The organism is Streptomyces polyasparticus (assembly GCF_014493765.1).
GTDB lineage: Bacteria > Actinomycetota > Actinomycetes > Streptomycetales > Streptomycetaceae > Streptomyces > Streptomyces polyasparticus.
Map to the genome: position 1 here is coordinate 80,487 of NZ_JACTVJ010000001.1, position 26,566 is coordinate 107,052.

Annotated in this window: 18 protein-coding genes; 12 read left to right on the forward strand and 6 right to left on the reverse strand. The window is 70.5% G+C overall.

What is annotated here, in order from left to right:
* Positions 1-24: 24 nt before the first annotated feature.
* From H9Y04_RS00320 to H9Y04_RS00350, 7 genes are all read left to right on the forward strand, one after another.
* Positions 25-1,758, forward strand: coding sequence for an amylo-alpha-1,6-glucosidase (locus H9Y04_RS00320; protein ID WP_187811555.1), 1,734 nt, complete (start codon positions 25-27; stop codon positions 1,756-1,758).
* 164 nt (positions 1,759-1,922) lie between these two features.
* The gene (locus tag H9Y04_RS00325; protein ID WP_187811556.1) at positions 1,923-2,900 is read left to right on the forward strand and encodes a hypothetical protein; all 978 of its coding nucleotides are present in this window, start codon (positions 1,923-1,925) and stop codon (positions 2,898-2,900) included.
* Positions 2,901-2,973: 73 nt separating this feature from the next.
* The gene (locus H9Y04_RS00330; protein WP_187811557.1) at positions 2,974-4,812 is read left to right on the forward strand and encodes an HSP90 family protein; all 1,839 of its coding nucleotides are present in this window, start codon (positions 2,974-2,976) and stop codon (positions 4,810-4,812) included.
* 2 nt (positions 4,813-4,814) lie between these two features.
* Positions 4,815-7,769: a hypothetical protein gene (locus H9Y04_RS00335; RefSeq protein ID WP_187811558.1), complete on the forward strand. Its 2,955-nt coding sequence runs from the start codon at positions 4,815-4,817 to the stop codon at positions 7,767-7,769.
* Positions 7,770-7,957: 188 nt separating this feature from the next.
* Positions 7,958-10,147 carry a glycoside hydrolase family 3 protein gene (locus tag H9Y04_RS00340; protein ID WP_187811559.1) on the forward strand — a complete coding sequence of 730 codons (2,190 nt, stop codon included), beginning with the start codon at positions 7,958-7,960 and terminating at the stop codon, positions 10,145-10,147.
* A 275-nt stretch (positions 10,148-10,422) separates the two neighbouring features.
* On the forward strand, positions 10,423-12,093 hold the full coding sequence (locus H9Y04_RS00345; protein WP_187811560.1) for an SPFH domain-containing protein: 1,671 nt from the start codon (positions 10,423-10,425) through the stop codon (positions 12,091-12,093).
* Complete coding sequence (locus H9Y04_RS00350) at positions 12,090-13,430, forward strand: SPFH domain-containing protein (protein WP_187811561.1); 1,341 nt, start codon at positions 12,090-12,092, stop codon at positions 13,428-13,430. Before H9Y04_RS00345 ends, H9Y04_RS00350 begins: the two co-directional genes overlap by 4 nt.
* Before the next feature lie 73 nt (positions 13,431-13,503).
* Here H9Y04_RS00350 and H9Y04_RS00355 read toward each other — a convergent pair whose 3' ends face one another.
* The gene (locus H9Y04_RS00355; RefSeq protein WP_187811562.1) at positions 13,504-14,934 is read right to left on the reverse strand and encodes a cellulose binding domain-containing protein; all 1,431 of its coding nucleotides are present in this window, start codon (positions 14,932-14,934) and stop codon (positions 13,504-13,506) included.
* Between the two features lie 328 nt (positions 14,935-15,262).
* Here H9Y04_RS00355 and H9Y04_RS00360 point away from each other — a divergent pair, with 328 nt between their 5' ends.
* Together H9Y04_RS00360 and H9Y04_RS46490 are read left to right on the forward strand one after the other, a co-directional pair.
* Positions 15,263-16,534 (forward strand): nucleotide sugar dehydrogenase, encoded by a 1,272-nt coding sequence (locus tag H9Y04_RS00360; protein WP_187811563.1) that lies wholly within the window; start codon positions 15,263-15,265, stop codon positions 16,532-16,534.
* Positions 16,531-18,801, forward strand: a complete 2,271-nt coding sequence (locus tag H9Y04_RS46490; protein ID WP_308800811.1) for a glycosyltransferase — start codon at positions 16,531-16,533, stop codon at positions 18,799-18,801. The genes H9Y04_RS00360 and H9Y04_RS46490 overlap by 4 nt, the downstream gene beginning before the upstream one ends.
* A gap of 103 nt (positions 18,802-18,904) precedes the next feature.
* Here the strand turns inward: H9Y04_RS46490 and H9Y04_RS00370 are convergent, their stop codons facing one another.
* Entirely contained in the window at positions 18,905-20,734 is a 1,830-nt protein-coding gene (locus H9Y04_RS00370) for a polysaccharide deacetylase family protein (RefSeq protein ID WP_236070484.1), read from the reverse strand.
* Between the two features lie 269 nt (positions 20,735-21,003).
* Between H9Y04_RS00370 and H9Y04_RS00375 the strand changes: the two genes are divergently transcribed.
* Positions 21,004-21,393, forward strand: a complete 390-nt coding sequence (locus H9Y04_RS00375) for a helix-turn-helix transcriptional regulator (protein ID WP_214660717.1) — start codon at positions 21,004-21,006, stop codon at positions 21,391-21,393.
* A gap of 64 nt (positions 21,394-21,457) precedes the next feature.
* Positions 21,458-21,877, forward strand: a complete 420-nt coding sequence (locus H9Y04_RS00380; RefSeq protein WP_187811564.1) for a VOC family protein — start codon at positions 21,458-21,460, stop codon at positions 21,875-21,877.
* 12 nt (positions 21,878-21,889) lie between these two features.
* Here H9Y04_RS00380 and H9Y04_RS00385 read toward each other — a convergent pair whose 3' ends face one another.
* The 3 genes from H9Y04_RS00385 to H9Y04_RS00395 form a co-directional block, all read right to left on the reverse strand.
* Entirely contained in the window at positions 21,890-22,699 is an 810-nt protein-coding gene (locus H9Y04_RS00385; RefSeq protein WP_187811565.1) for an SAM-dependent methyltransferase, read from the reverse strand.
* 130 nt (positions 22,700-22,829) lie between these two features.
* A complete protein-coding gene (locus H9Y04_RS00390; protein WP_187811566.1) occupies positions 22,830-23,756 on the reverse strand; it encodes a Sco1979 family transcriptional regulator in 927 nt (308 codons plus the stop codon).
* A 187-nt stretch (positions 23,757-23,943) separates the two neighbouring features.
* Complete coding sequence (locus H9Y04_RS00395) at positions 23,944-24,198, reverse strand: DUF397 domain-containing protein (RefSeq protein WP_187811567.1); 255 nt, start codon at positions 24,196-24,198, stop codon at positions 23,944-23,946.
* Positions 24,199-24,374: 176 nt separating this feature from the next.
* Here H9Y04_RS00395 and H9Y04_RS00400 point away from each other — a divergent pair, with 176 nt between their 5' ends.
* Complete coding sequence (locus H9Y04_RS00400; RefSeq protein WP_187811568.1) at positions 24,375-24,938, forward strand: ATP-binding protein; 564 nt, start codon at positions 24,375-24,377, stop codon at positions 24,936-24,938.
* Positions 24,939-24,948: 10 nt separating this feature from the next.
* On the opposite strand, the gene H9Y04_RS00405 is transcribed toward H9Y04_RS00400, so the two are convergent.
* On the reverse strand, positions 24,949-26,502 hold the full coding sequence (locus H9Y04_RS00405; RefSeq protein WP_187811850.1) for a VWA domain-containing protein: 1,554 nt from the start codon (positions 26,500-26,502) through the stop codon (positions 24,949-24,951).
* Positions 26,503-26,566 lie beyond the last annotated feature (64 nt).

Below are 26,566 nucleotides of genomic sequence, written 5' to 3' on the forward strand. Positions count from 1 at the left end.
GCCCGAGAAACGAGTGACGTTTACATGACCGACGCCGCCCGACCCGGCCCGCGCTTCTCCCTCCGCGACATCCCGTTCAGCACGTACGGGTCCTGGTTCGGGATCTCCCCGGTGACAGCGGAGGCGGCCTGCGCCGACGACCTCCACCTCGTCTCGCACCAGAACGGCATGCACGCCGTCCTGCGCCTCGTCCCCTTCGATACGGCGACGGGTGAACGGGCGGAGGACGTCCAGGCGGACGCGACCCCGGGCCTGCTCTCCTGGACGCACCCGGAAGGCCACCGGATCGATCTCGCCTACGAGACACCGGACACGGTCCGCCTGCGCGGCACGGGCCTCGGGCTGCGCATCTCGGCGGTCGCCCCCGCCCTGACCCCCTTCAGCGGCACGTACTTCTTCCACGATCCTGTGGCGGATGCGTATGTCTTCACCTCGTACGAGACCGGTCGCCGCTACCGGGTGACAGTCCTGTCCGGGGATGTGGCCGAGACCCCGGGCACGCAGGGCCTCGGCAGTACGGAGCGGGGGCTCGCGCTCGCGGGGGAGTGGGAGATGGCGGTCGAGGAGTACGACACCGCCCGCCGCTCCTACGCCTCCACGACCGCCTTTGCCAAGATTGCCCAGGCCGCACGGAACGCCTTCGGCGACTTCGCCGACCAGGTCGCGCCCTGGCGCTCGGCCGAGACGCCGGCCGCCGAACTCGCCGCGTACGTCCTGTGGTCCGCGACCGTACGTCCGGCGGGGCTGGTCAAGCGGCCCGGCGTCCTGATGTCCAAGCACTGGATGGACAAGGTCTGGAGCTGGGACCACTGCTTCAACGCCCTTGCCCTGGGCGCGGGTTGTCCCGATCTCGCCCGTGACCAGTTCCAGCTGCCCTTCGACCACCAGGACGAGACGGGCGCGCTGCCCGACTCGGTCACCCACTCCGAGGTTCTGTACAACTACGTCAAGCCCCCCATCCACGGCTGGGCCCTGCGCCGCCTGCGTGCCCGGCTGCCCGAGCCCCTCGACGCGGCCGAACTGGCCCTGACGTACGACCGGTTGGCGCGCTGGACCGACTTCTGGCTCACCGAACGCCGAGCCCCCGGCGACGTGCTGCCCCACTACCAGCACGGCAACGACAGCGGCTGGGACAACGCCACCACCTTCGACCCGGAGCGCGTCATCGTCACGGCGGACCTGGCGGCCTTCCTCGTATTGCAGCTGCGTCAACTCGCCGAGCTGGCTCAGGTATTGGGGCGCGCCGAGGACGCGGATCGCTGGCGCAGCACCGCCGCCGAGGTCCAGGCGGCCCTGCTCGACGAGCTGTGGGCCGGGGACCGCTTCGTGGCCAGGGGAGTCGCCACCGGCAACAGCTGGAGCAGCTCCAGCCTGCTCGACCTGATGCCCATCGTCCTCGGCGAGCACCTGCCCGAGGACATCGCCGCGGCACTCGCCGACCGCATCGAGACCCACCTCACCCGCTACGGCCTCGCCACCGAACTGCCCTCCTCACCGCACTACCGCTCCGACGGCTACTGGCGCGGCCCCATCTGGGCGCCCGCCACGATCCTCGTCGAGGACGGCCTGCGCCGGGCCGGCCACACCCGTCTCGCCGACGAGATCGGCGCCCGCTTCCGCGCCCTGTGCGAGACGCACGGCTTCGCGGAGAACTTCGACGCCGCACGCGGCACGGGCCTGCGCGACCGCGCGTACACCTGGACCGCGAGCGCCTACCTCCTCCTGGCCGAGGCGCACACCCGCGGGGCGGGCGGCTGACCTGTGCAGCTGCTGCGGAAAGCGGCGGGCGGCTGACGTGCGCACCTCCCGGCTGATCTGCACACCTCCCGAAGGAAGCAAGCCGGGCACCCCGTGGACGAAATGTCGTAGGCCCCCCTTATGCTGCGCGGACGATCACGCGTGGCACCTGGGGAGGGCGCGGCATGTTGGGGAAGCTGTTCGGCAGAGGCGGGGATGCGGCGGGGGCGCCGCAGGGCCTCGCGCCGCGCAAGGGCAAGCACGGGGTGGTCACCCTGCGCGCGCTCGGCGACCCGCGGGTGCTCGCCCTCGTGGAGGCCGCCGACGCGGGGGACTGGGCCGGGGTGAAGGCGGCCGCCGCGCCGTTCGACCTCGGCCGCGAGCAGGCCGTGCTCGGCGAGCTGTCCGATGTCGCCGGCCTGGAGGAGTGGATCGTCCGGGCCGCCGACGAGGACAAGGAGCACAGGGCGACGGCCCTGCTGATCTCCGGGATGCGCCATGTCCACTGGGGCTGGGAGGCCCGCACCTCCGCCCGCGCCGTGGACGTCTCGCGCGAGCAGTGGCAGATCTTCTACGAGCGGCTGCGCATCGCCGAGGAGCACCTCCTCGAAGCCGCGGAGCTGCGCCCCGACTGGATCACCCCGTGGCGGCATCTGCTCACCTCGGGACGCGGGATGTCCGTGGACCGATGCGTCAAGGAGGCCCGGCTCGACGCCGGTCTGCGCCGCGACCCGCTGAACACCTCGATCCACCTGGAGTGGATCTCGCAGCTGCAGCCCCGCTGGGGCGGTGAACCGGGTGAGGCCCTGGAGTACGCCCGCAAGGCCTTCGCCGCCGCACCCGACGGACACCCGCTCGGCACCGCCGTCGCCATGGCGTACGTGGAGAACTGGGTGGAGTCGGACGACGGCGACTGCCTGGAGGACCCCCGGATCCGCACCGAGCTGCGGGAGGCCGCGGAGCGCAGCATCCTGCACCCCGCGTACCGGCGCCACCTGGGCTGGCACGGCGACTTCAACATCTTCGCCATGGCCCTCTCTCTGGCCGGCAGCAGCACGGCCGCCAAGGTCTTCCGCGAGCTGGACGGTGTGTTCACCGAGTGGCCGTGGACGTTCATGGCGGACCCGCAGAAGGCCTACGCGCGCTTCCGCAAGACCGCCTGAGCCACCCCGCCGGCCCCTCGCCCGGCCCGCTCTCCGCCGTCCGCCCGTCCACCACTCCACCCCGGACTGCCCCATGACTCTGCCCGAAAGCACCGAGCACACCGCGCACACCGACCGCACCTTCCAGGTCGACCTGCGCGGCCTCGTCGACCTGCTCTCCCACCACCTCTACTCCAGCCCCCGGGTCTACCTGCGCGAGCTGATGCAGAACGCGGTGGACGCCCTCACCGCCCGCCGCGCCCTCGACCCGCAGGGCAGCTTCGGCATCCGGCTGTACGCGGACGGCGCGGTCGTACGCGTCGAGGACGACGGCGTCGGTCTCACCGAGGCCGATGTGCACACCTTCCTCGCCACCATCGGCCGCAGCAGCAAGCGAGCCGAGAAGATCGCCGAGCAGCGCGCGGACTTCATCGGCCAGTTCGGCATCGGTCTGCTCTCCTGCTTCCTGGTCGCCGACGAGATCCACGTCGTCAGCCGCAGCGCCCGCACCCCCGGCGCCCCCGCCGTCGAATGGCGCGGCCGCGGCGACGGCAGCTACACCGTCCGTACGCTCCCGGCCTCGGCCCGCCCGCAGCCCGGCACCACCGTCACGCTGACGCCCCGCGCGGATGCCGCCGAGTGGACGAAGCCCGGCCAAGTGCACTCCCTCGCACGGCACTTCGGCTCGCTCCTGCGCCACCCGGTGACCTTCGAGGACGGCACGAGCGGCCCCGCCGTCCCGGTCAACCCCGAGCCCGCGCCGTGGTCACAGACCCACCCCACGCCGGGTGCGAGAAACCGCGCCCTGGCCGCGTACGGCGAAGAGGTCTTCGGCTTCAAGCCGCTGGACACCATCGAACTCGACCTGCCCGCCGTCGGGTTGAAGGGCATCGCCTGCATCCTGCCCGAGGCCGTCCCGAGCGGCCGCCGCCACGGCCACCGCGTGCACGTCAAGGGCATGCTCCTGTCCGAGCAGGCCCCGGAGATCCTGCCCGAGTGGGCCTTCTTCGTGCGCTGCGTCGTCGACGCCGAGTCCCTGCGCCCGACGGCCTCGCGCGAGTCCCTGTACGAGGACGACACCCTCGCCGCCGTACGCGACGCGCTCGCCGAGCGCCTGCGCGCATGGATCGCCAGGGCCGCCGCCAGCGATCCCGATCTGCTCGGCCGCTTCCTGCAGGTCCACCATCTCGCCGTGAAGTCCCTCGCCGTGCACGACGACGAGATCCTGCGGATGCTGCTGCCCTGGCTGCCGTTCGAGACCACCGACGGGCACGCCACGCTCGACGAGTTCGCCCGCACCCACCGCACCGTCCTGGTGACCGCCAGCGTCGAGGAGTTCCGGCAGGTCGCCGCGATCGCCTCCGCCGCCGGGCTCGGGGTGGTCAACGGCGGCTACACGTACGACCGCGAACTCGTCCACCGGCTCCCCGAGGTGCGCCCGGAGGTCAGCGTCGCCGACCTCGACCCGGAGACGCTCACCGCCCACCTCGACCCCGTCGACCGCGAGACCGAACTGGCCGCCGCGGCCTATCTCGCCCGCGCCCGCGACGCCCTCGCCGTCTTCGACTGCGATGTGGCCCTGCGCACCTTCCAGCCCGCGTCCGCCCCGGCCCTGCTCATCGACAGCCGCGACGCCCGGCACGAACGCACCCGCTCCCAGCTCGCCCGCGAGCAGGAGGGCGGCCTGTGGGGCGACATCCTCGGCTCGCTGCGCCAGGAGGTGCCCCGGGCCCAGCTGATCCTCAACCAGCTCAACCCCCTGGTCCGCACCGCCGTGGCCATCGAGGAGCCCGAACTGGCCCGCACCAGCGCCGAAGCCCTGTACGGACAGGCCGCGCTGCTGTCCCGGCGGCCGCTGCGGCCGTCCGAGTCCAGCCTCATCAACCGCTCCTTCCTCGACCTGCTCGCCCACGCCCTCCGCAAGGACAGCTGACGATGCCGACCGCACCCCTTCCGCAGAACACCGACGAGCTCTACGCGGCCCTGCGCGACAACGGCCAGCGCCCCTACGGCCGTACGCGCACGGTCACGGCCGAGGAACTCGTGGACGCAGCCGAGCAGTTCGACGACCCGGCCGCCCTGGTCTGCGCGCTGCTCGAACTGCAGAGTGCCTACACCTACGGCTCCGAGCCGAGGAAGTCGCCCGTCGTCTTCGCCCGGATCCTCAACCTGTACGACGAGCAGCCCGACGTCTTCGACGACTCGCTGCGCCACCAGCTGTTCTGGCGCTTCAAGTGGGTGGCCAACGCCCTGCTCGCGCTCCCCGAGGTCCCGCTGCCCACCCTGCGCCAGTGGCTCACCGAGATGCGCGACCGCTACACCAAGGCGGACCTCGACCTGCAGCCGTACTACGGCCAGGCCTACGACCTCGCCGCGCACATCGGCGAGGGCGCCGACCTCGCGTACGACCTGTGGGCGAGCCGGGTCCGCACCCGGCTCAGCGACTGCGAGGCCTGCGAGATCTGCACCCGCGCCCGCTACCACCTCGGCGCGGGTGACGACGCCCGGGCGCTGCGGATCTGGGAGCCCGTCCTGTCCGGCAAGGACTCCTGCCAGGAGGAACCGGCCCGCTCCGTCTCCTACGCGCTCCTGCCGCTCCTGCGCACCGGACAGACCGACCGCGCACGGGAGTTGCACCTCGCCGGATACCGCGCCTGCCGGCGCAACGCCTCCATGGCGGGGGAGGTGGGCCGCCATCTGGAGTTCTGCGCGCTCACCGGGAACGAGGCGCGCGGCCTGGAGCTGCTCTCCGAGAACCGGACCCTGTTCGAAGAGGTGGACTCGCCCTCCGAGCAGCTCGACTTCCTCACCGGTGTGGAAGTGCTCCTCCAGCGCGTCGAGTTCCTCGGCCACGGAGAGCTGGCCTGCGCCGGATACGCGGGCCGCGCCTGGACGGTCTCCGCTCTGCGCGCCGAGGTGCGCGGCCGCGCCGACGACCTCGCCGCCCGCTTCGACGCCCGCAACGGCACCACGACGCAGAGCGCCCACCGCCGCGCCCGCCTGGAGTGCGCCCCGCTGCTCGACGCGCTCGAACTGACGCTGCGGCCGCGGGAGCTCGACGATCTGGTGGCGTCCGATGAGGCGGTGCCGGCTGCTGCTCCCGTACGCCGGACCGCTGCCCTTCCGGAGTCACTGTCCGAACTGATCCTGCGCGCAAGGGAGTTGCACGCCCAGGGCCACCCGGGCGACGCGGCCTGCTGGGCACGCCTGCGCGTCCTGACCGCCGCGCGCGACTACCGCCACCCCGAGGACCCGGCCGTCGGCCCGCTCCTGCAGCTGCGGGCCGACCTGCTGACCGACGAGGCGTACACGGCCCGGTCCAAGGACGAGTTCGACGAGGCCGTGGCCCTGCACGAGGAGGCGGCCGGCCTCTACGAGGACGCCGGGCTCGCCGGTGACGCGGCCGTCGCGCAGGCCTGCGCGCTGCTCGCGGCGGCCGAGGCGCCCGTACGGGACCAGTCGGCCGAACCCGCCGACGAGACCGCACAGATCGAGGCGCTGACCGCCGCCCACGCGGCCATGGTCCGTCTCCAGGAGGAGACCCTTGGCCTCACCCCGCTCCAGGAGGCCAGGCTCCTGCGCCTGCGCGCCTCCGCGCACGGCATCCGCCTGCAGGCCTCCCGCAGCGAGGAGCACATCGCCCCCGCCTTCGCCGAGCTCGGCCTGCTCCAGGAGTTCGCCGCCCGCCACGGGCTCGCCAACCAGAGCTCCGGCGCCGGACTCCTGCATGCCACCCTGCACGCGCTCTCCGGCAACCTGCCCGCCGCGGTCACCGAAATCGACGCCCTGCTCGCCCGGTTGAGGGCCGAAGGACCCGCGTGGCACCTGCCGCGCACGCTCGGCCTGCGCGGCCGGATCCAGCTCGGCCTGCAGGACCCCGAGGCGGCGTACAAGGACCTGACCGAGGCGCTGCGCGCGGCCGGCGAGTGGCCCGCGGACGCGGACGACCGCGGCCGCATCCACCAGGACCTGGCCGAGACGTGCATGCACCTCGGCCGCCCCGACGAGGCCCTGCGCCATCTGACGCGCGCCGCCGAACAGCATCTGCGGTACGGCAGCCGCGTGGACGGCTTCTGCGCGTACAGCAACGCGGCCCAGCTCAGCGTGGACCTCGACCGGGTCGAGGACGCCATCGCGCTGCTCGACTCGGTCCTCGCCGAACCCGACATCGCCAAGGGCGAGCTGGACGACCGTCTCACCGCCCAGCTGCGGCTCACCCGGGCCCGCGCCCTGCACGCGGGCGGCGACCTCAAGGCGGCCACGGCGGAGTTCGCCGAGCTCGCCGCCGAGTCGGCGGGCTGGGACGACGACCCGGGCAGCCACGCGATGATCGCCGGCGAGACGGCCGTGGTGCTCGCGGAGGGCGGCGAGTTCGGGCCCGCCCGCGCGGCCCTCGGCCAAGCGCTCGCCGCCCACGCCAAGTCCCCGCGCTACGAGCAGATCAGCAACCACCTGCGCGAGGTGGCCCGCCTCCAGGCCAAGCACCAGGGCATGGAGGGGCTGCGCGACGCCCGCGCGGTGCTCGCCGACGCCGAGCGCGTCGCGGTCGCGGCCGACAAGGCCGGGTTCACCCCGCAGGGCCGCTCCCTGGAGAGCGCCCTCGCGTACGAGCACGGCCGGGTGAACGCCTACGCCGGCGAGTACGAGAGCGCGCTGGCCGCACTCGACCAGGCCTGCGCCCTGCTCGGCGAGTTCGGCCCGGGGGACGACCGGCTCGGCGAGTGGACCGAGTGCGTCCGCCTCGCGGGCGCCGTCGAGGGCCTCTACATGGAGCGCACCGCCCCTGCGCTCGCCCGCGTCGACGCGGCGATCACCCGCCTGACCGCCCTGGGAGCGACCGAGGAGGCCGCACCGCTGAGGGAACTGGCGGCACAGATACGGGACGAGTGAGGAGCCGGAACGTCCCCTGTATCCAGACCCGGAACCGCCCTGCATCCAGGGGCGGTTCCGCGCCTGCTCCTGGGCCACGACGGTGCTACGGGTTGACGGGGGCATGCCGAGGCAGTTCAATCACGGCTCAAGAAAAGCAGGTTGACCAGTACTGCCCTTTTTGCGTACGACACCTGTGAGGAGCCGTCATGCCCCGCGCCAGCGCTCTGTCCTTCTTACGCACCAGACGCCGCACCGCTTTCGTGGCGATAGCCGCCGTCACCGCCCTGCTCGGCCCGCTCGCCCCCGCATGGGCGCAGCCCCCGGCGGGCGACCCGCAGCAGCAGCCGCTCTACCTCGACGCCCGCCAGTCCACCGAGCGCCGCGTCGCCGACCTCCTCGGGCGGATGACGCTCGAGGAGAAGATCGGCCAGATGACCCAGGCCGAACGGGCCGCCGTCGCCGACGACCCCACCAAGGTGAGGACCCAGATGCTGGGCTCGCTGCTCTCCGGCGGCGGCTCGACCCCGGCCGAGAACACCCCGGCCGCCTGGGTGGAGATGGTCAACTCCTTCCAGGAGCAGGCCCTCAAGACCCGCCTCAAGATCCCGCTCATCTACGGCATCGACGCCGTCCACGGCCACGGCAATGTGCACGGCGCCACCGTCTTCCCGCACAACATCGGCCTCGGCGCCACCCGCGACCCGAAGCTGACCGAGCGCATCGGCCGCGCCACCGCCGAAGAGGTACGGGCCACCGGCATCCCCTGGAACTTCTCCCCGTGCCTGTGCGTCTCGCGCGACGAACGCTGGGGCCGTACGTACGAGAGCTTCGGCGAGGACCCCGCCCTGGTCGCGCAGATGGCCACGGCGGTCAAGGGGCTGCAGGGCGACGGCCCGCGCCGCGGCTGGGACGACGACGAAGTCCTCGCCACCGCCAAGCACTTCGCGGGCGACGGCGGCACCCGCTTCGACACCGCCACGGCCGAGGCGAACAAGACCAAGCCCTGGTGGGAGCAGAAGTACACGATCGACCAGGGCATCACCGTCACCACCAAGCAGGACTTCGCCCGCCTCCACCTCGCGCCCTATCTGCCGGCCCTGCACCGCTACGACGTCGGCAGCGTGATGCCCTCGTTCTCCAGCGTCGACTGGATCGAGGACGGCGTCGGCAACCCGACCAAGATGCACGCCCACAAGGACCTGCTCACCGGCACGTTGAAGGGCAAGCTGGACTTCGACGGCTTCGTGATCTCCGACTGGGAGGGCATCCACCAGATCCCCGACCCCGCCGATCCCGCCAACGCCGCGCTCACCGCGTACAAGGTCCGCACCGGCGTGAACGCGGGCACCGACATGTTCATGGAGCCCAACACCTCCAAGGAGTTCCAGGACCTGCTGCTCGCCGAGGTGCAGGCCGGACGCGTGCCGATGTCCCGGATCGACGACGCCGTGGCGCGCATCCTCACCAAGAAGTTCGAGCTCGGACTCTTCGAGAACCCGTACGCCTCCGCCGACGACCTCGACGAGGTCGGCAGCCGCGAGCACCGCGCCCTCGCCCGCAGCGCCGTCGCCAAGTCCCAGGTCCTGCTGAAGAATGCGGGCCGCGCACTGCCGCTCGGCAGCAAGGACAGCCTGTACGTGGCCGGGCGCAACGCCGACAACCTCGGCAACCAGGCCGGCGGCTGGACCATCAGCTGGCAGGGCGAGTCGGGCGACACCATCCCCGGCACATCGGTACTCGACGGCATCCGCCAGGTCGCACCCAAGGCCGACATCACCTACAGCGCCGACGGTTCGGCCCCGGTGGGTGACGCGGACACGGCTGTCGTGGTCGTCGGCGAGACCCCGTACGCCGAGGGCTACGGCGATGTCGGCGGACCCGAGTGCGGCTGGTGCGGCCCCGCGAACCACGAGGAGAAGTCCCTCTCCCTGCAGAGCGCCGACCAGAAGGTGGTCGACGAGGTCTGCGCCGCCGTGGACACCTGTGTGGTCCTCATCGTCTCGGGCCGCCCGCAGATCGTGGCCGACCCGCAGGGCCGTATCGACGCCCTGGTCGCCTCCTGGCTGCCGGGCTCGGAAGGCGCGGGCGTCGCGGACGTCCTGTTCGGCAAGCAGCCCTTCACCGGGCGGCTCCCGCTGACCTGGCCGGCGAGCGCGGACCAGGTCCCGATCAACGTCGGCGACCGCGACTACCGTCCCGCGTACCCGTACGGCTGGGGCCTGCGCACCGGCGGCCACGACGCCGCCTTCGCGGCGCAGGACCGGGCACAGGACGCGGTGCTCGCGGGCAGCGCCCCCGCGAACTGGGCGAGCCTGATCGCCGAGGCCGAGCAGGCGCGTCTCGCCGGGGACGGCGACAAGGCGAACGTCCTGCTGTCCCGGGTCGACCGCGGGTGAACCGAGGGCCGGCCGGTGATCGTCCGATCGCCGGCCGGCCGATTCCCGTTCCGGCCGAAGGCCCGGCCGCCGGGGGAGTCTTCGGTCCCTGTGACCGGGAACGTACGGCCCTCGTGCCCGCGTACGGCCGCGTCGTACGTTGACGGGCCCGCATACAGGAACACGGCACCGAGCAGCCCCGAACTCTGCCGGACTGTGGCAATGCACGGCCACGGCCGCCGTTGCGACGATGCGAGCGCACAGCAAGGACCACACGGGGGACGAGGGAGCGATCAGTGGCGCGATCAAGAGCGCAGAGCGTACGGAGGGCCGTCTCCGCGGTGGCCGGCGGGGCCGACCCGCGGCAGCTGGCCGAGGAGGAGATCCGGCGCCGCGTCGGGGGCGCCGCCGAGGGCGGGCGCGGCGCGTTCGAGCCGCAGGAAGAGGGCATGGACCCGGCCGACTTCCCCGCCGCACGCGAACAGGGCGGCGCCCTCGCGACCCTCATGGTGCAGAAGACCGTCGCGCTCGACGAGGCCGGCGAGGCCCTGAACCAGAGCGAGCAGACCCGCGAGGGCGGCGAGCAGGTCCATGTGATCTGCCCGATGGTGCTGCCCAAGGGCCGCTCCTTCATCAGCATGCTGCCGGTGCTTCTGCTGGTCGTCATCGGTGTCGTGGGCACCGTCATCGTGTCGGCGACGGATGAATCGCCGCTGACCAACCCGCTGTTCGGCCTGCACTACTGGGTCATCGCGCTCGCCGCGGTCGCCTTCGTGTGGTGGCGGCAGGGCATGGTGATGGTGCCGGACGGCTGCCAGGCCCTGATCACCCGCTTCGGCAAGCTGGAGAAGGTGGTCGGCCCGGGCCGCGTCACCCTCATCAGCCCGTGGAAGCGCGTCTCGTACATCGTCAACACCACCCGCGAGTACCCCTTCAACGCCCCCGTGCGCGAGGCGCCCACCAAGGGCGGCGTGAAGGCCTCGATCGATCTGTTCATCCAGTTCCGGATCAGCGACCCCACCGAGTTCGTGTACACGCTCGGCGCGGTCCGCGGCTTCGAGGAGAAGCTCGCCAACGCGGTCAGCGAGACCATCCGCAGCCTCATCTACGAGCAGGAGGCGGCGGGCATCTACGACATGGTCGGCGAGGACACCAGCCGGCTCCTGGAACAGCTCAACCAGCAGTTCCGCCCCGCGGTCGAGCTCACCAACGCCAACATCACGCACGCCGAGCCCTCCGACCAGGCGTACCGGATGGACCTCGCCGCACCCGAGATGGTGCGGATGGCGAAGGAGGCCTACACCCACGAGTACGCGTTGATGCTCCGCAAGGAGCAGGACGAGGGCGACCTGACCAAGGAGCTCGCGACCAGCCACGAGACGCTCTCCGCGATCCAGGCCGACATCGCCCAGTACCAGGCCCGGATGGACACCGCCGTCGAACGCGAGACCAACCGCGCCCAGGCACTCGCCCACCAGCGTTACGTACAGGCCGAGTCGGAGGCGAAGGCCAACGCGGCGCTGCTCGAAGCGCAGGCGCTCGACATCCGGGCGGTGACCGCGGCCGAGGCGCCGGAGATCCTCGAATACCGCTATCAGCAGCAGATCCTCGACACCCTGGAACAGGTCGCCGACCATCTGCCGCACCTGGTGCGGATCGGCGGCGCGGAGGCCGACGGCAGCCTCGGCGTGGACTTCCTGCGCCTGGCAAGGGAGTTGGTGGGCGAGCACGGCGACGAACTGTTCACCGAGGCCGACACGGCGGCCGTACGGGACCGTCTCGACGAGGTCGCGGCACGGATCGCCGCACGGCAGGGCGAGATCGACGAGCTGCTCGCGGCGGAGCGGCCGACGGTCGTGGCGGTCGTGGAGGAGGACGGGCCGGCCGTCGCCGGCGAAGCCGGACCCACCGTCATGGAAGCGGCCGCCCCCACCGTCACCGAGGCCGAGGAAGGCGACGAAGCATGAGCACCCCTCGTACCCACCGCAGGTCGGTCATCTCCGAGGCCGTCGCGCCCTGGGGCCGCGTCGCACAGCTGCTCCGCGGCGGCGAGGCCGGCACCCTGATCCCGGTCATCATCCCGCGCAGCACCCGCCGCCTGTGGTGGATGCTGCCGCTCTGGCTCGGCCTGTTCACGCTGCTCTCCGGCGTCATGCTGTCCCTGCGCGAAGCCGGCTCGGACGGCCTCGGCGGACTCGCGTACGGCACGCTCGCGACGCTCTCCTACACGGCGGGCGCGCTGTTCCTGGTGATCGGCGCCCTGTGGTGGTGGCGCTCCTCGATCGTCGAGATCGAGCAGGGCACCAACGGCGTCCTGACCCGCTACGGAGCCGTCACGCGCACCCTCGAAGCGGGCCGCCACTACCTGTGGCACCCCTGGTCGCGGGTGGACTTCGTGGTCGACACGGCAACCGAAATCCCGTACTCCGCCCCGGTGATGGCCTGCCCGACCCGCGAGAACGTGCCGCTGCGCTCGATCGAGTTCTTCCTCAAGTTCCGTATCACCGACGCGGTCCTGTTCGTACGGACCATCGGCGCCGGCAACTTCGACCTGGTGCTCTCCAGCGCGGTCCAGGACGCCATCCGCCAGCGCGCCCGCATCATCTCCACCGAGCGCGCCTACGACCTGCGCGGCTCGGACGTGGCCGACATGCAGCAGCTCCTCAACCGCCAGCTCGACCGCTACGGCGTCCGCATCACCGGCTGCAACATCCCGGACGTCCAGCTCCCCACGCAGTACCAGCAGCACCTGGCCACCCGCGAGCGGGTCGCCAAGGAGCGCACGGCGTACGAGCAGGAGTGGGGCCTGACGCGCAAGCGCCGTATCGACAGCCTGGGCATGGACATCGAGCGCGCCAAGAAGGTGCGCGACGCCCGCATCGTCGAGGTCAAGGCGGCCCTCAACAAGGCGCGCGAGCAGGTCGCCCAGCTCCTGGAGGAGCAGGAGACCAACGCGCAGCGGGTCCGCTTCGAGATCGAGACCCGCGGCCGCAGCGGCCTGATCTCCGCCGAGAACGAGGCCCGCGCCCAGCGCGCCCTGGCCCAGGCCTACCGCGACAACCGCGCGGTCCTCCAGTACGAACTGGCCCGCCGCCGCCTCGACGTGGGCGCGGAACTCGCCTCGAAGGCCCCGCAGCCGGTCGTGGTCCGCACGGACGGCGGAGCGGGCACCGGCGACACCTCGGCCCTGTCCACCCTCCTCGCGGCCCAACTCCTGCCGCGCATGACGCCGTTGCCCCAGGGGCGCGGCGAGGTGCGGGCGCTGCGGGAGTACTTCGACGGGGAGGGGCAGGGGGAGGACTGACGCGGCAGTGACAGAAATGGGGGCTGCCCGGGCGTGAGCCCGGGCAGCCCCCATTTCTGCTGCGTGTCCTCGGTCAGTCGCTCTTCGACGTGTCGAAGTATCCGACGCCGCCCTCCTGGAACGACTTCGCCGCCTGCTCGGCCTCCTCGGCCGTCAGCGTCTGGCCGGCGACTTGGTACACCCAGTCGATCTGCATGTCCCAGGCCCGCTCACCGGAGAGCGGCTTGTCCAGGTCCACGAACCAGGTGTTGAAGTTGATGTGCATGTCCGAGCGCGGCACGTAGGCCTTCTTGCTGCGGTACAGCGTCTTGCCGTCCATGCTGTACGTGACGCCGTCCTCGTCCACCACGATCAGCATCGTGTGCCAGCCGCCCAGGCGCTGGTCGTGCTCGCGGGTGACGCGTGCGCCGATGTCGTCGAGATTGTCGTTGCGCCAGGTCGTGGTGGTCAGCCGCGGACCCACGGCGCCCCAGCCGCCGTTCGGCATGTACTCGAAGTCGAGCTCGCTGTACTTGGCGCCCTTGCCACCGATGGTGAAGAAGGTCTGCTGGATCGGGTCGCCGTTCTTGCCGGCGGCCGGCTTGTCGGAGAACTTGATCCGCGCGGCGTAGGTGCCGGTCCGGAACGTTCCGTTCCTGGTGCCGATCGCCGACTGGCTGGTGCCCGCCTTGGTGCCGTCCGTGGCGGCCCTGAGATTGAGGACCTGCCCGTCGATTGCGTCCTTCGCGCCGGGGAAGGAGATGCCCTCCGGCTGCCAGGTGTCCTCGATACCGGGACCGCCCTCGCTGGAGCGCACCAGCCAGTTGTGCTTGAACAGCGCGGTGTCCTTGGGGCCCTGGTAGTTGAAGTTGTCGAACACGGCGCCCTGCGGGAGCTCGGTGAAACCGCCGGCGGCGGTGCGGCCGGTCCCGCCGTCCGGCTCCTTGCCCCAGGCGAGCTCACCCTGCCGGTAGGCCGCGATCTGCTCGGATTCCGTATAGGCGGTCTTCGCCGCATCGAACGACCAGTCGTCGTCCTGCTGCAGGGGCTTGTGGTCGGTACGGAACAGCTGCAGTTCCAGACCCTTGCTGTTGCCGCCCGGCGCCACTGTGCCGGACTTGTCCGAGAAGCCCAATTCCAGGTAGTGATCTGCCTTTTCGCTGGGCTTGTCCATGGTGACGATCGTCCCGGACAGGTTCGAGCAGCCGATGTGGGCTTCGACGCAGTTGAAGGCGTACGAGGCGTCGTCCTCGGCCGTGAAGTAGTAGCGCAGCTTCACTTCGCTGAGCGGCAGGGGCTTGTCGGACGTGTTCAGAACCTCGAGCCAGGGGCGTGCCGCATCGGACTCGGCCTTGGTCTCGGTGCGATAACGCACCGTAAGGTCTGGTTCGTCCGGATTGAAGTGGTTGTACAGCGGTTTGGCGGCAAGAGCCGCACCGGCGATGACCGCCACGGCGAGCAGGACTTTGAACGCTCGGGCTATTCGGCTGCGGCCACGAGGCCGACGGCGGCGAGTTGACGCCACGGTGACTCCTTGGGGGGCGCGGGGGCGATGCGCGCCCGGCTGCTGGAACGGCGCCGAGACTACCCGCTGCGAACGGGTGGGGCGGGTGGGCGGCGAAGTGACGGATGGGTAACGGAGGATGAGGTTCCTTGTTACCAGTGGGTTCTTCGCAGGGGGTGACTATCCAGGGGGTGAAAGGGTTGTACGTCGGTTCCTGTGAGAAGAGGAACCATGTGCGAGTTGTGAAGGCTTGGCCAATCCTCGCTACCATCGCGAGTCGATTATTCGATTCTTGAGAGAACTGGGCGCCTGCCACCGGGGGGTCGGCGCGGTGGTGGAAAGCGTGGCCGTGAACAGAACCGCAGCTGTTGATCTGGTCGTTGTCGGACTTGGCTACGTCGGCCTGCCGCTCGCCCGTGCCGCCAGCGCATCCGGGCTGAAGGTGGTCGGACTCGACCGCAGTGCACCGGTCATCGAGGGGCTCAACTCGGGTGTTTCGCACATCGACGACATCAGCGACGCGGATGTCCAGGCGATGGTCGGGCGCGGCTTCCGTGCCGTCGACAGCCCGGAGGTCATAGCCGAGGCGGCCGCCGTCGTCATCTGCGTGCCCACCCCGCTGACCGATCACGGGGCTCCCGAGCTGGGTGCGGTGAACGCCGCGGTCGCCGACATTGCCGCCCACATGCTCCCGGGCACCCTGGTGGTCCTCGAGTCCACCACGTACCCGGGCACCACTGACGAGGTGGTCCGGCCCGCGCTGGAGGCCGGTGGCCTCACGGCCGGCGTCGACTTCCACCTCGCCTTCTCGCCCGAGCGCATCGACCCGGGCAACCCGACGTACGGCCTGGAGAACACCCCCAAGGTCGTCGGCGGCACCACGCCCGACTGCACCAAGGCCGCCCGTGCCCTGTACGAGGGGTTCGTCGGCGGGGTCGTCGAGGCCAAGGGCACGCGTGAGGCCGAGATGGCCAAGCTGCTCGAGAACACCTACCGGCATGTGAACATCGCCCTCGTCAACGAGATGGCCATGTTCTGCCGCGAGATCGGCGTCGACCTCTGGGACTCGATCCGCTGCGCCTCCAGCAAGCCCTTCGGCTTCGCCCCCTTCTACCCGGGTCCGGGTGTCGGCGGGCACTGCATCCCGATCGACCCCAACTACCTCTCGTACAAGGTGCGCTCGCTCGGCATCCCGTTCCGTTTCGTGGAGCTGGCGCAGGAGATCAACCAGCGGATGCCCGCCCATGTCGTCTCCCGCGCCGCCGACCTGCTCAACGAGCAGGGCAAGCCCGTCCGCGGCTCGAAGGTGCTGCTCCTCGGCGTGACGTACAAGCCGGACATCTCGGATCAGCGTGAGAGTCCTGCCGTCGATGTCGCCGAGCTGCTGCTCGAACGCGGCGCCGACCTCGTCTACTACGACCCGCGCGTCGAGGGCTGGACCGTCGAGGGCACCGAGGTGCCGCGGGCCGACGATTACCTCGAGGGCGCCGCGCAGGCCGACCTGACCATCCTGCTTCAGCACCACAGCGAGCTGGACCTGGACAAGCTGGCCGACCACGCCACGATGCTCTTCGACACCCGAGGCAAGTCCGCCGACCACCCCCAGGTAGTCAAGCTGTGAGCGATACGGACACGTACATACCGGGCGCCGTCGACACCGACGGCCGCCGCCGGCACAAGCGCCGACGACATCTGAAGGTGTCGTACATCTTCTTCATCGCCATCGCCGCGGTGATCGCCTCGAAGCTGGACCCGGACTCGCTCCACCTGTACTCGTTCGGTGCGATGGGTCTGCTGACCCTGAAGATGTTCGGCGCGCTCTTCTACCGGCCCGCCAAGGCGGACCGCGAACAGCTGATGTACCTCGACAACGCGTGGGTCACCGCGGTCATCCCGATCTACAACGAGGACCCGGTGATGTTCGAGCAGGGCATGCGCTCCCTGCTCGCCCAGAGCCGGCTCCCCAACGAGATCCACATCATCGACGACTGCAGCGCGGACCCCGGAGGCATCCGGGCGGCCAAGAAGATGCGCCGTGAGTTCGAGGCCAAGGGCGTCAAGTACACCGTCAGCATCCAGCCCGTGAACAAGGGCAAGCGCGAGGCACTCGCGCTCGGCTTCGAGGCGGCGCCGTACACGGATCTGTTCCTGTGCGTGGACTCCGACACCGTGCTCTCCCGCGACACCGTCCGTGAGCTGCTGCTGCCCATGGCCGACCCGAAGATCATGGCCTCGACCGGCATGGTGCTCGCGCTCAACCACGACAGCAACATCTTCACCCGGCTCCAGGACCTCAGGTACGGCAACTCGTTCCTCTTCGAGCGGGCCGCGTACTCCCGCCTGAAGTCGGTCCTGTGCTGCTGCGGCGCCCTGTCCGTGTACCGCGGCACCCTGGTGCGCAAGTATCTGCCGGACTTCCTCAACCAGCAGTTCCTCGGCAAGCCCGCCGTCTTCGGCGACGACCGCCGGATGACGAACTACTGCCTGATGGAAGGCCAGGTCGTCTTCCAGGAGACCGCCGTCGGCTACACCGCCGTCCCGGAGAAGCTGCCGCACTTCCTGCGCCAGCAGGTCCGCTGGAACAAGTCCTTCTTCCGCGAGTCCCTGTGGGCCTTCCGCAAGCAGAAGAAGTACCGCCCGGCCTTCTGGCTGACCTGCATGGAACTCGCCCTGTGGCTGATCTTCGGCTCGGCGATGTTCTACTCCATGGTCATCCTGCCGATCATGCGCCCCGAGCAGTTCGTCAACCACATCGGCGACTACCTGATCTTCATGGTCCTGATGGGGTACCTGCGCAACGTCCGCTACCTGGACTTCCCGCGCCGCGGCATGGGCTTCATCAAGCGCTTCGGCATGTTCCTGCTCGCCCCGCTGTACGGCGTGATCCAGCTCCTGCTGCTCACACCGCTGCGCTTCTACGCGCTGCTCACCCTGCACAAGGGCAGCTGGGGTACGCGTCAGGCCGGCGTCGAGGTCTCCGTGGCCGGCCACGAGGGCGAGATCGCCGAGGTCTGGGAGGAGGAGGACCTCAACTCCTCGCGCCAGGTCTCCTCCACGATCGAGATGATGCGCCTCGAAGGCATCGCGCTCGCCCGCACACAGCCGCACCACACCGAGCGTCCGCTCGCGGGCCGTCCGTACCACGATGCGTACAGCGACGACGAGTTGAAGGACCTCGGCGCCAGCACTCCGCAGCAGCGGGTGGCGTGGAGCGGAGTACCGGGCGAACCGCAGCCCATCCCGCAGCAGGGACAGCGGCCCGTGTACCAGAACGGCCAGCCCACCCCGGCCCGCGCCCCCTACCAGCAGCCGCAGCAGAGCGGGTACCCGCAGGCGCAGTACCCGCAGAACGGGTATCAGCAGAACGGGCACCCCCAGAACGGGCACCCGCAGGGGCAGTACCAGCAGAACGGTTACCAGCAGAACGGTTACCCGCAGGACCAGCACGCCCCGGCCCGAGCACAGTCCCAGGGCGGCTACCAGCAGGGCGGCCACATCCCGCAGCAGCCGCAGGGACCGCACCCGATGGCGGGCCGGTCGCAGGGCGGTCAAGTCCCTTACGGACAGGGCGGTCCCGCGCCCCAGCAGGGTTACCCGCAGGGGCAGCAGCCGCAGGGCCAGTACCCGCAGGGCGGACAGCCGCAGGGCCAGTACCCGCAGGGCGGACAGCCGCAGGGGTACGGCCAGGGCGCCGGCCGTCCGCAGGGCGGACAGCCGTCCCGCATCCCGCAGCAGCCGCAGGCCGGCTATCAGCAGCAGCCGCGGCAGCCCGGTGGCTACGGGCAGCGGGGATACGACGGTACGGAACCGCAGCCCGACCAGTACGGCAACAGCCGCCGCAGCCGCGAACCGCAGCCGCAGGACGGGTGGTTCGGCGAAGGCCGCTGACAGAAGAGCGGTCCGCGGGCGAACAGCCGCGTGGACCGCACGCAAAGGGGCGGGGCCCGGTGTCGATCACCGGGCCCCGCCCCTTTTCCCGACGGCCCCGCCCTCAGGCGTAGTACGTCATCGCTTCCTGCACGGTGAGCACCTCGATCTCCCGCTTCTCGATCTCCTTGAGAAGCTTGCCCAGACCCGCCTGGCTGATCTCGGTACTCGTCTTCGGCGGGCCCTCGGTGAGCTTGTGCAGACACAGGATGAGCCAGTCGCCGCTCTCCGCGCACCGGTCGAGCTGCCCGCCGGGACCGATGACCTTGGCCAGCGTCGTACCGCCGATCCCCGAGCCGTCGTTGATGCCCGTCAGCGCCTTCAGGCGGTACGGCATGGCCGGTGCGAAGGACTCGATGGTCTCGGAGATGATCGACCGGGCCGTGGTGAAGTGGCGTGCGGCGAGCATGTCGACGGGCACACCGTCGGTGGTCTTCTGGAACGCGCCGTGCGGATAGGCGAAGTGGTCGCTGGTGAAGCCATTGCTCACCAGCCACTCGCGCAGCTTGCGGAAGTCCTCGTCCACCTGCTGGGCCGTGAGCTTCGCATAGCTCGCCGTGTGCGCCGCGTTGGCATACGAGTGCCCGGCCATCTCCCAGCCGGAGGAGTCCTGCAGGCTGCGCATCTCGTCGATGGTCAGGAAGGTGCCGGTACCGATCGCGTCGGCGATGTTGTAGATGGTGCCGGGCATGCCCAGCTCGTCCATCACCGGACGCCCCAGATCGTGGATCGACTGATGGGAGTCGTCGAAGGTGATCGAGACGACGCCCTTGGGGAACTTCGACGTCGTGTCCGGCACGGCCTCCACGGCCTGCAGGTTGTACGTCACCTTGCCCGCGCCGTCGTCGTACACCGCGAAGGACAGATCGGTGAAGCCGGTCTTCACCGAGGGCTTCCCGGTGGCCGAGAGCGTGTACGCGCCCGAAGCGGCGGCGACGTCGGCCCACTGCAGATGGACCGTGACCCATTCACCGGACTGCACATAGTTCGCGGCGGTCCTGGAGTGGTTGTGGAAACGCCAGCTGTAGGTGTCCTTGAACCCACCGCTGCCCAAGTAGAAGACCATCTTGGAGAGATGGTCGGCATTGTCGACGCGGAAGATCAGCCGGAGCATCTTGCCGGTCATGTTCAGCGCCGGCAGACCGGCCTTGCGGATGTACGACTGTGCTCCGGCACCCGTGGTCGTGGCCCGCGCCGACTGTGTCCCGCGCGTGAACACCTCGGTGTCGTCGGGATCCGAAGAGGCGGTCCCGGAGCCGCCTATGGACCAGCCGTGGCCCTTCTGGAACTGCTGGCTCCACGTGGCCCGGCGGTAGCGGGGCCGCCGGCCCGACGGGGCGAACGACGGCACGGTCAGACCGTCCACCTGGCTCCCGGCGGGCAGGCTCAGGGCGCCGGTGGCGGTGGCGGCCTGGGCCGTGGACGGCAGGACCAGATCCTTGCCGAGCACACCCGCCGCGGCCCCGCCGGCCGTGAGCAGCCCGCCGAAGCCCATGAACTTGAGCGCCGAGCGCCGGTTCTGCCCCTTGGCGGCCTTGCCCCGGACCGGCTCGGCGGCCGGGCTCGGCTCCGGTTCCGGCCGGCTCTCGGGCTCTGCGGGCCGCTGGTACGAGGGGTCGGGGCGGCGTCCGTAGGAGGCGTCCGGCTGGTCGTAGGACGGCTGACCGTACGAAGGCTCCTGACCGTACGAGGACTCCTGACCGTACGAGGGCTGCTGGCCGTAAGAGGACTGCTGCCCGTACGAGGGCTGCTGGTACGAGCCCTGGTCGTAGGACGGCCGGCCGTGCGGAGGCCGGCTGTGCGACGGCCGGCCGTACCCGTCCTGCGGATACCCGTAGGACGGTTCCTGCCCGCCGTACTCGGGCTCGCCTGCCGAATAGTTGCTGTTGCTCAAGGCGACTCCTCGGTGACTACAGGGCGAGGACGGTCGACGTGATCCCCCCGGACCTTGAAGATCCCCCGGCCCTGCGACTTCCGGCTCAGCGATGCGTCATCCCTGCGACGTCAGGCAACGGAAGGTGTGGTCTATGAGCCCGGAGTATAGCCGCGAGGCCCGATCCACCATCAGTGGCCGGACGATTGTGACGCGGCCCGTGCAATCCTTGCCGAGTGAGAGGAAAAGTGCCGCTCGACGATCTGAAGCGCCTGCGGCGGGCCCGCGACATGATGGACCGCGACTACGCCGAGCCGCTCGACGTGGAGCGGCTCGCGCGGCACGCCCATATGTCGGCCGGGCACTTCTCGCGCAGCTTCCGGGCCGCGTTCGGCGAGACCCCGTACAGCTATCTGATGACGCGGCGGATCGAGCGGGCGAAGGCCCTGCTCAGACGCGGTGATCTGTCCGTCACCGAGGTCTGCTTCGCCGTGGGATGTACCTCGCTCGGATCGTTCAGCACGCGCTTCGCGGAGCTGGTGGGCCAGTCGCCGAGTGCGTACCGGGCCATGGACCACGAAGAGGTCTCCGACATCCCGGCGTGCGTGGCGATGATCTATTCGCGACCGCTCAGGAACGCAAAGCCGGACAACAAGCCGGGCAACAAGCCGGACGACTGACCCGCGTCCGTACCGGTCAGGAATGAAGAAGCGGTACGGCCGGGACCGGCCGTACCGTAAGCCCATGGACATCAAGCTGAAGCAGTGCTTCATCGCCGTCGACGACCACGACAAGGCGCTCGCCTTCTACCGCGACGCACTCGGGCTCGAAGTGAAGAAGGACGTCGGCTTCGAGGGCATGCGCTGGGTGACGCTCGCCTCTCCGACGCAGCCCGACGTCGAGGTGGTGCTCGAGCCGCCGCTCGCCGACCCCAACGCCTCGCCCGACGACCGGCAGGCCATGGCCGAGCTGATGGCCAAGGGCATGCTGCGCGGCGTGATCTTCTCGACCGAGGACTGCGACGCGACCTTCGAGAAGCTGGCGGCCTCGGGCGCAGAGGTGATCCAGGAGCCGATGGACATGCCGTACGGCGTGCGCGACTGTGCCTTCCGCGACCCCGCCGGCAACCTGCTCCGGTTCGCCCAGCGCCCGAAGACCGCCTGAGCCCCGCTGCCTCTACGGCTTGCGGCCCACCGCGCAGAACTCGTCGACCTCCGCCGGCTGCCCGAAGGGATTCTCCTGCGGGCGCCAGCGCGAGCAGGACACGACGCCGGGCTCCAGGAGTTCGAGACCTTCGAAGAACCCGGCGATCTGCTCGGGATTGCGCAGGTGGTACGTGGGGCGGCCGACCTGGTTCCAGATGGCGATGGCCTGCTCGAAGGCCTCGCCCGTGACGACGTTGGTGCCGTCCGCGGTGACCAGGTAGCTGCCCGAAGGCAGCGCGTCCACCAGGCGCTTGGCGATCGAGGTCGCCTCCGCGGTGTCCTCGATGTGGCCGAGGATGTTCAGCATGCACAGCGCGACGGGCCGCTCGAAGTCGAGCAGCTTGGCCGCACGCTCCAGGATCAGGTCCGGGTCGCGCAGATCCGCGTCGATGTAGTGCGTGGCCCCTTCGGGGCTGGACGTGAGCAGTGCGCGGGCGTGGGCGAGCACGACCGGGTCGTTGTCCACGTACACGATGTGCGCGTCGGGGGCGGTGCGCTGGGCGATCTGATGCGTGTTGTCGTGCGTGGGCAGCCCCGTGCCGATGTCAAGGAACTGCCGGATGCCGGCCTCGCCCGCGAGATACGTGACCGCGCGCGTGAGGAAGCCGCGCGAGTGCCGGGCGATCGGCACGATCGACGGGTAGATCTCGAAGAACTGGTCGCCGACCGCGCGGTCGACCTCGTAGTTGTCCTTGCCGCCCAGCCAGTAGTTCCAGATACGGGGCGAGCAGGGGACGGTGATGTCTATCGCGGGGCCTGGCGAAGGGGACTGTGCGGTCACGGGGCATCTCCTGAGAGGACGTACAGGATGTATGCGGTACGGGGGACAGGCGGAGGACCGGCTCGGAGCTCGACGGTGACGAGGAGGACCGACTCGGAACTCGGCGGTACGAGCAGGACCGACTCGGAACTCAGTAGTACGAGTCGAGCAGCTCCTCCAGGAACCGGACGCTGGCCTCCGTGTCGGAGGCCGCCGAGCAGACCTGGTCCATCACCGCCATGTAGTTCTCGACATCGGCACGTTTGTCGAGATACAGGGCGCTGGTGAGCTGTTCGAGATAGACGATGTCCGGCAGGTCCGGCTCGTCGAAGCGCAGGATCGTTATCGGCCCGCCCGCCGCGGCGAGCCCCCCGGCGCCGAACGGCGCCACCTGCAGGGTGACATGGGGCATCTCCGCGACCTCGATGAGCCGGCGCAGCTGGGTCCGCATCGTGAGGCGGCCGCCCATCGGCCGGCGCAGCGCGGCCTCGTCCACCACGAACCAGAGCTTCGGCGCCTCGGGACGGGTGAGCAACTCCTGCCTGCGCAACCGCAGTTCGACCTTGCGCTCGATCTCGCGCACCGACCCGCGGGCCTCGCCCAGGCTCACCACGGACCGTGCGTAGTCGGAGGTCTGCAGCAGCCCGGGCACGAACTGCACCTGGTAGCTGCGTATCACCGCGGCGGCCTCTTCCAGGCCGAGGATCGTCTCCAGCCAGCTGGGCATGACGTCGCTGTACTTCTGCCACCAGCCGGGGTTGCTCGCGCGCCGGGCCAGGTCCAGGTACTCCGCGCGCTCGTCGGGGTCGGTGACGCCGTAGAGCGTGAGCAGGTCGGCTACGTCCCGCTCCTTCTGGGCCACCCGGCCGAGCTCCACGCGGCTGATCTTCGCGTGCGAGGCCCTGATGGCGTCGCCCGCGTCCTCACGGGTGATCCCGCTCGCCTCACGGAGCCGGCGCAGATGCGTGCCGAGCACGATGCGCAGCACCGTGGGACCGCCGTGCCGCTGAGCGGCTGTCGACCGGAGCCCGGGTGTCCCCGTCAGCTCCGGAGCACCCTCTGCCCGAGAGCCCGTCATGCCATCCCCAAATTCTCGACGACGCCCGAACAGGGAGACCTCATCCGCTCCCCGCTTGTCCGCCGTCGGTCCGGCAGTTCGATTGGCGGCTCAGTGTCGCACCGGCGCGCGCGGCGTGTACAGCGTTCCGAACTAAACGTGGTCCAGACTTAGTTGGGCGCCTAGCCGGTCGCCGCTGCCTCCTGCGCTACGTCAGGTCGTCGAAGTCCCCGTCCTTGGCCCCGCCGATGAACGCCGCGATCTCGGCTCTGGTGTAGATCAGCGCGGGCCCTTCGGGGAAACGGGAGTTGCGCAGCGCGATCTGCCCGTCGGCGAGCTCCGCGACCTCGACACACTCCCCGTTCGCGTTCGAGCGGCCGCTCTTGCGCCACCGGACTCCGTCGAGAACGGCCGCGGACATGCCGTTGTCAAAGTCCCCGGAAAAGGCGTGTGGTGAGCGCATGCGGGTCTCTCCCCTGGACGTGTATATGCGGATGTACGTGCAAGCGTAAGCACAGGCGTACTTGCAGACGTTCTTGCAGATGTTCTTGCGGATGTGCTTGCAGTGACGCGGGGGACACCCCACCATGTCCGCGTATGCCCTGTTGGCCAAGGGCCGTGACGGACAAGGGAGTTCAGGTGACCACTGCGCCAAGCCGCCCGGCGGAACTGCTGCTCGGCGCGGCGGCGGCCGGCGCCGACTCGGCGACCCTGTCGCTCCCCGCCGACTTCGGCGCGGAGAAGGCGGCCTGGGCGTTCGTGGACGCGACCCTGGTCCGCTGGCGGCGCACCGCGCTCGCGCCCCGTGTGCACACCGCGGCCGGCGAACTGGTGGCGAACGCACTGGAACACGGCCTGTCCGGCCCCTTTGCAGAACCCTTTCCGCACCCGCTCGTCGTCGCCGTGCTGAGCGAGGGCCCGGACGTCCTGTGCGCGGTGTTCGACCCGGGCACGGGCCTCCCGCTCAAGGCCACGGGCCACGGCCTGCACGTGGTCGACGCGGTCTCCGACGCGTGGGGCTGGACCGTGCCGGGCCCCTGGGGCAAGGGCGTCTGGGCGGCGATCTCGGCATCCGGCACAGGAGCGGGCCCCGCCCCGCACACCGTCCGACGACTGCTGCTGCTCACGGAGTTCCTCACGGGCGACGAGCGGCCGCGCCTGGTCACCGCCGGCCGGGAACCGACGGTGCCCGGTCTGGTCTGAGCCCCCGGACTCAGAGAATCCCGGCTCCCCGCGCCGCCCTGATCCACTGCGGGAACTCGGAGAGCAGCCGGTCGTAGAGCTCCTCGTCGGAGACCTTGTCGATGTCGTCCACGGCGAAGAAGCCCACGTTGTCCACGCGCCGTCCCGGCAGGGTGTCGAACCGTTCGAGCACGCCGTACGAGGCCCGTCCGAGCCCCACGAACTGCCAGAACACCGGCTCCTCCACGGCCTCGCGCAGCTGCTGCTCGATCTGCGCGTTCCGGTAGACCCCGCCGTCCGAGAAGAACAGCACGAGGGTCGGATCCGCCGTGCGGTTCCCGCGGACGTACGAGCGGACCTCGGCGATCACCTTCTGCTCCTCGTTCTGGATGCCGACGAGCCGCATGTCGACCTGCTCGTCGAGCAGTCCGCGCTTGCGCTTCTTCGGCCGCAGCAGGCTGATCTCGCCCACGCGCACGTGGAGTTGGAGCCACTTCGGCAGTTCGCCGAGCCACAGGTCGGGCAGCCGCGCCGGGTGGGAGGCGAAGGTCCACGCCTGCATCGCCCCGTCGTCGTCCAGCTGCGCGGCCACGGCCGCCATCCGCTCGACCACGCTCGCGACCGTGCCGCGCTGGTACAGCGCCGACATGGATCCGGACGCGTCGAGCACGAGGATCACCCGGGCCCGTACCCCGGTCGCACCGTGCTTCTGCAGACTGACGGCGACCTTCTGCTTGCGCAGGTCCAGGCGCTTGCGCATGTCGACGGGGAGGTTCTCCTCGCCCTTGGTCATACGGGGAGGAGTGCCCGGTCCCGCAGCGGTCGCCGCGACCGGGGGAGTGGGCGCCACCGGCGGCGCGGGCGGCGGAGCCGGGGTGTACGCGGGAGCGGGCGGCGGCACGGGCGGGGGAGTCATCGGTGTCGGTGAGGGAACAGGTCCGAAACCAGGGGGAGTTGAAGGGGCGTACGGGGACGATCCGGCGGCCGGAGCCGCACCGGCACCCGGAGCCGCACCAGCACCCGGACCCGAGCCCGCTGCGGAAGCAGAACCCGCCCCGGTGCTCTCCTCGTCGTCCACACTGATCCCGAAATCCGTGGCGAGCCCCGCGAGCCCCGACGCGTAGCCCTGCCCCACGGCCCGGAACTTCCACTGCCCGCCGCGCAGATAGAGCTCACCCCCGATGAACGCGGTCTCGCTCCCCGCCTCCGTCTCGAACCGGGCCAGCTCCGCCTCCGTACCGGCGTCGAGGAGCCGCAGCGTCAGCCCGGCGAGCTGTCCGAACGTGCCGCCGTCGGCCGAAGCGGTGAGCACCACCCGCTCGATCTCCGCTTCGAGCTGCGTCAGCCGCACCTCGACGGAGTTGGCCACCGTGCCCGGCTCCCGCTGCGTCCCCAGATAGCGCACGGCGCCCGAGGCGTGCTCGGGCTGGTTGTAGAAGACGAAGTCGAGGTCGTCGCGCACCTTCCCGGTCGCGGTGAGCAGCAGCGCCGAGACATCGGCCTCGGGGCTGCCCGGCCGGTCCGCCCAGCTGAGCACCGCCCGTACGGTGGCGGCGGGAACCGGGATGTTGGCGCCTTTGCGCATCGATGTCGTCACCCGGCCCAGTCTGCCGACAGGTCCGGGTGACGACCAGGGGCCGAGGGCGCCG

What these genes read in the sequence shown, in the direction of transcription:
- H9Y04_RS00325 (WP_187811556.1), top strand. Translation starts at nt 1,923, where the DNA reads ATGTTGGGGAAGCTGTTCGGCAGAGGCGGGGATGCGGCGGGGGCGCCG.
- H9Y04_RS00375 (WP_214660717.1), top strand. Translation starts at nt 21,004, where the DNA reads ATGATGGACCGCGACTACGCCGAGCCGCTCGACGTGGAGCGGCTCGCG.
- H9Y04_RS00390 (WP_187811566.1), bottom strand. Translation starts at nt 23,756, where the DNA reads ATGACGGGCTCTCGGGCAGAGGGTGCTCCGGAGCTGACGGGGACACCC.
- H9Y04_RS00395 (WP_187811567.1), bottom strand. Translation starts at nt 24,198, where the DNA reads ATGCGCTCACCACACGCCTTTTCCGGGGACTTTGACAACGGCATGTCC.
- H9Y04_RS00350 (WP_187811561.1), top strand. Translation starts at nt 12,090, where the DNA reads ATGAGCACCCCTCGTACCCACCGCAGGTCGGTCATCTCCGAGGCCGTC.
- H9Y04_RS00330 (WP_187811557.1), top strand. Translation starts at nt 2,974, where the DNA reads ATGACTCTGCCCGAAAGCACCGAGCACACCGCGCACACCGACCGCACC.
- H9Y04_RS00320 (WP_187811555.1), top strand. Translation starts at nt 25, where the DNA reads ATGACCGACGCCGCCCGACCCGGCCCGCGCTTCTCCCTCCGCGACATC.
- H9Y04_RS00335 (WP_187811558.1), top strand. Translation starts at nt 4,815, where the DNA reads ATGCCGACCGCACCCCTTCCGCAGAACACCGACGAGCTCTACGCGGCC.
- H9Y04_RS00380 (WP_187811564.1), top strand. Translation starts at nt 21,458, where the DNA reads ATGGACATCAAGCTGAAGCAGTGCTTCATCGCCGTCGACGACCACGAC.
- H9Y04_RS00340 (WP_187811559.1), top strand. Translation starts at nt 7,958, where the DNA reads ATGCCCCGCGCCAGCGCTCTGTCCTTCTTACGCACCAGACGCCGCACC.
- H9Y04_RS00405 (WP_187811850.1), bottom strand. Translation starts at nt 26,502, where the DNA reads ATGCGCAAAGGCGCCAACATCCCGGTTCCCGCCGCCACCGTACGGGCG.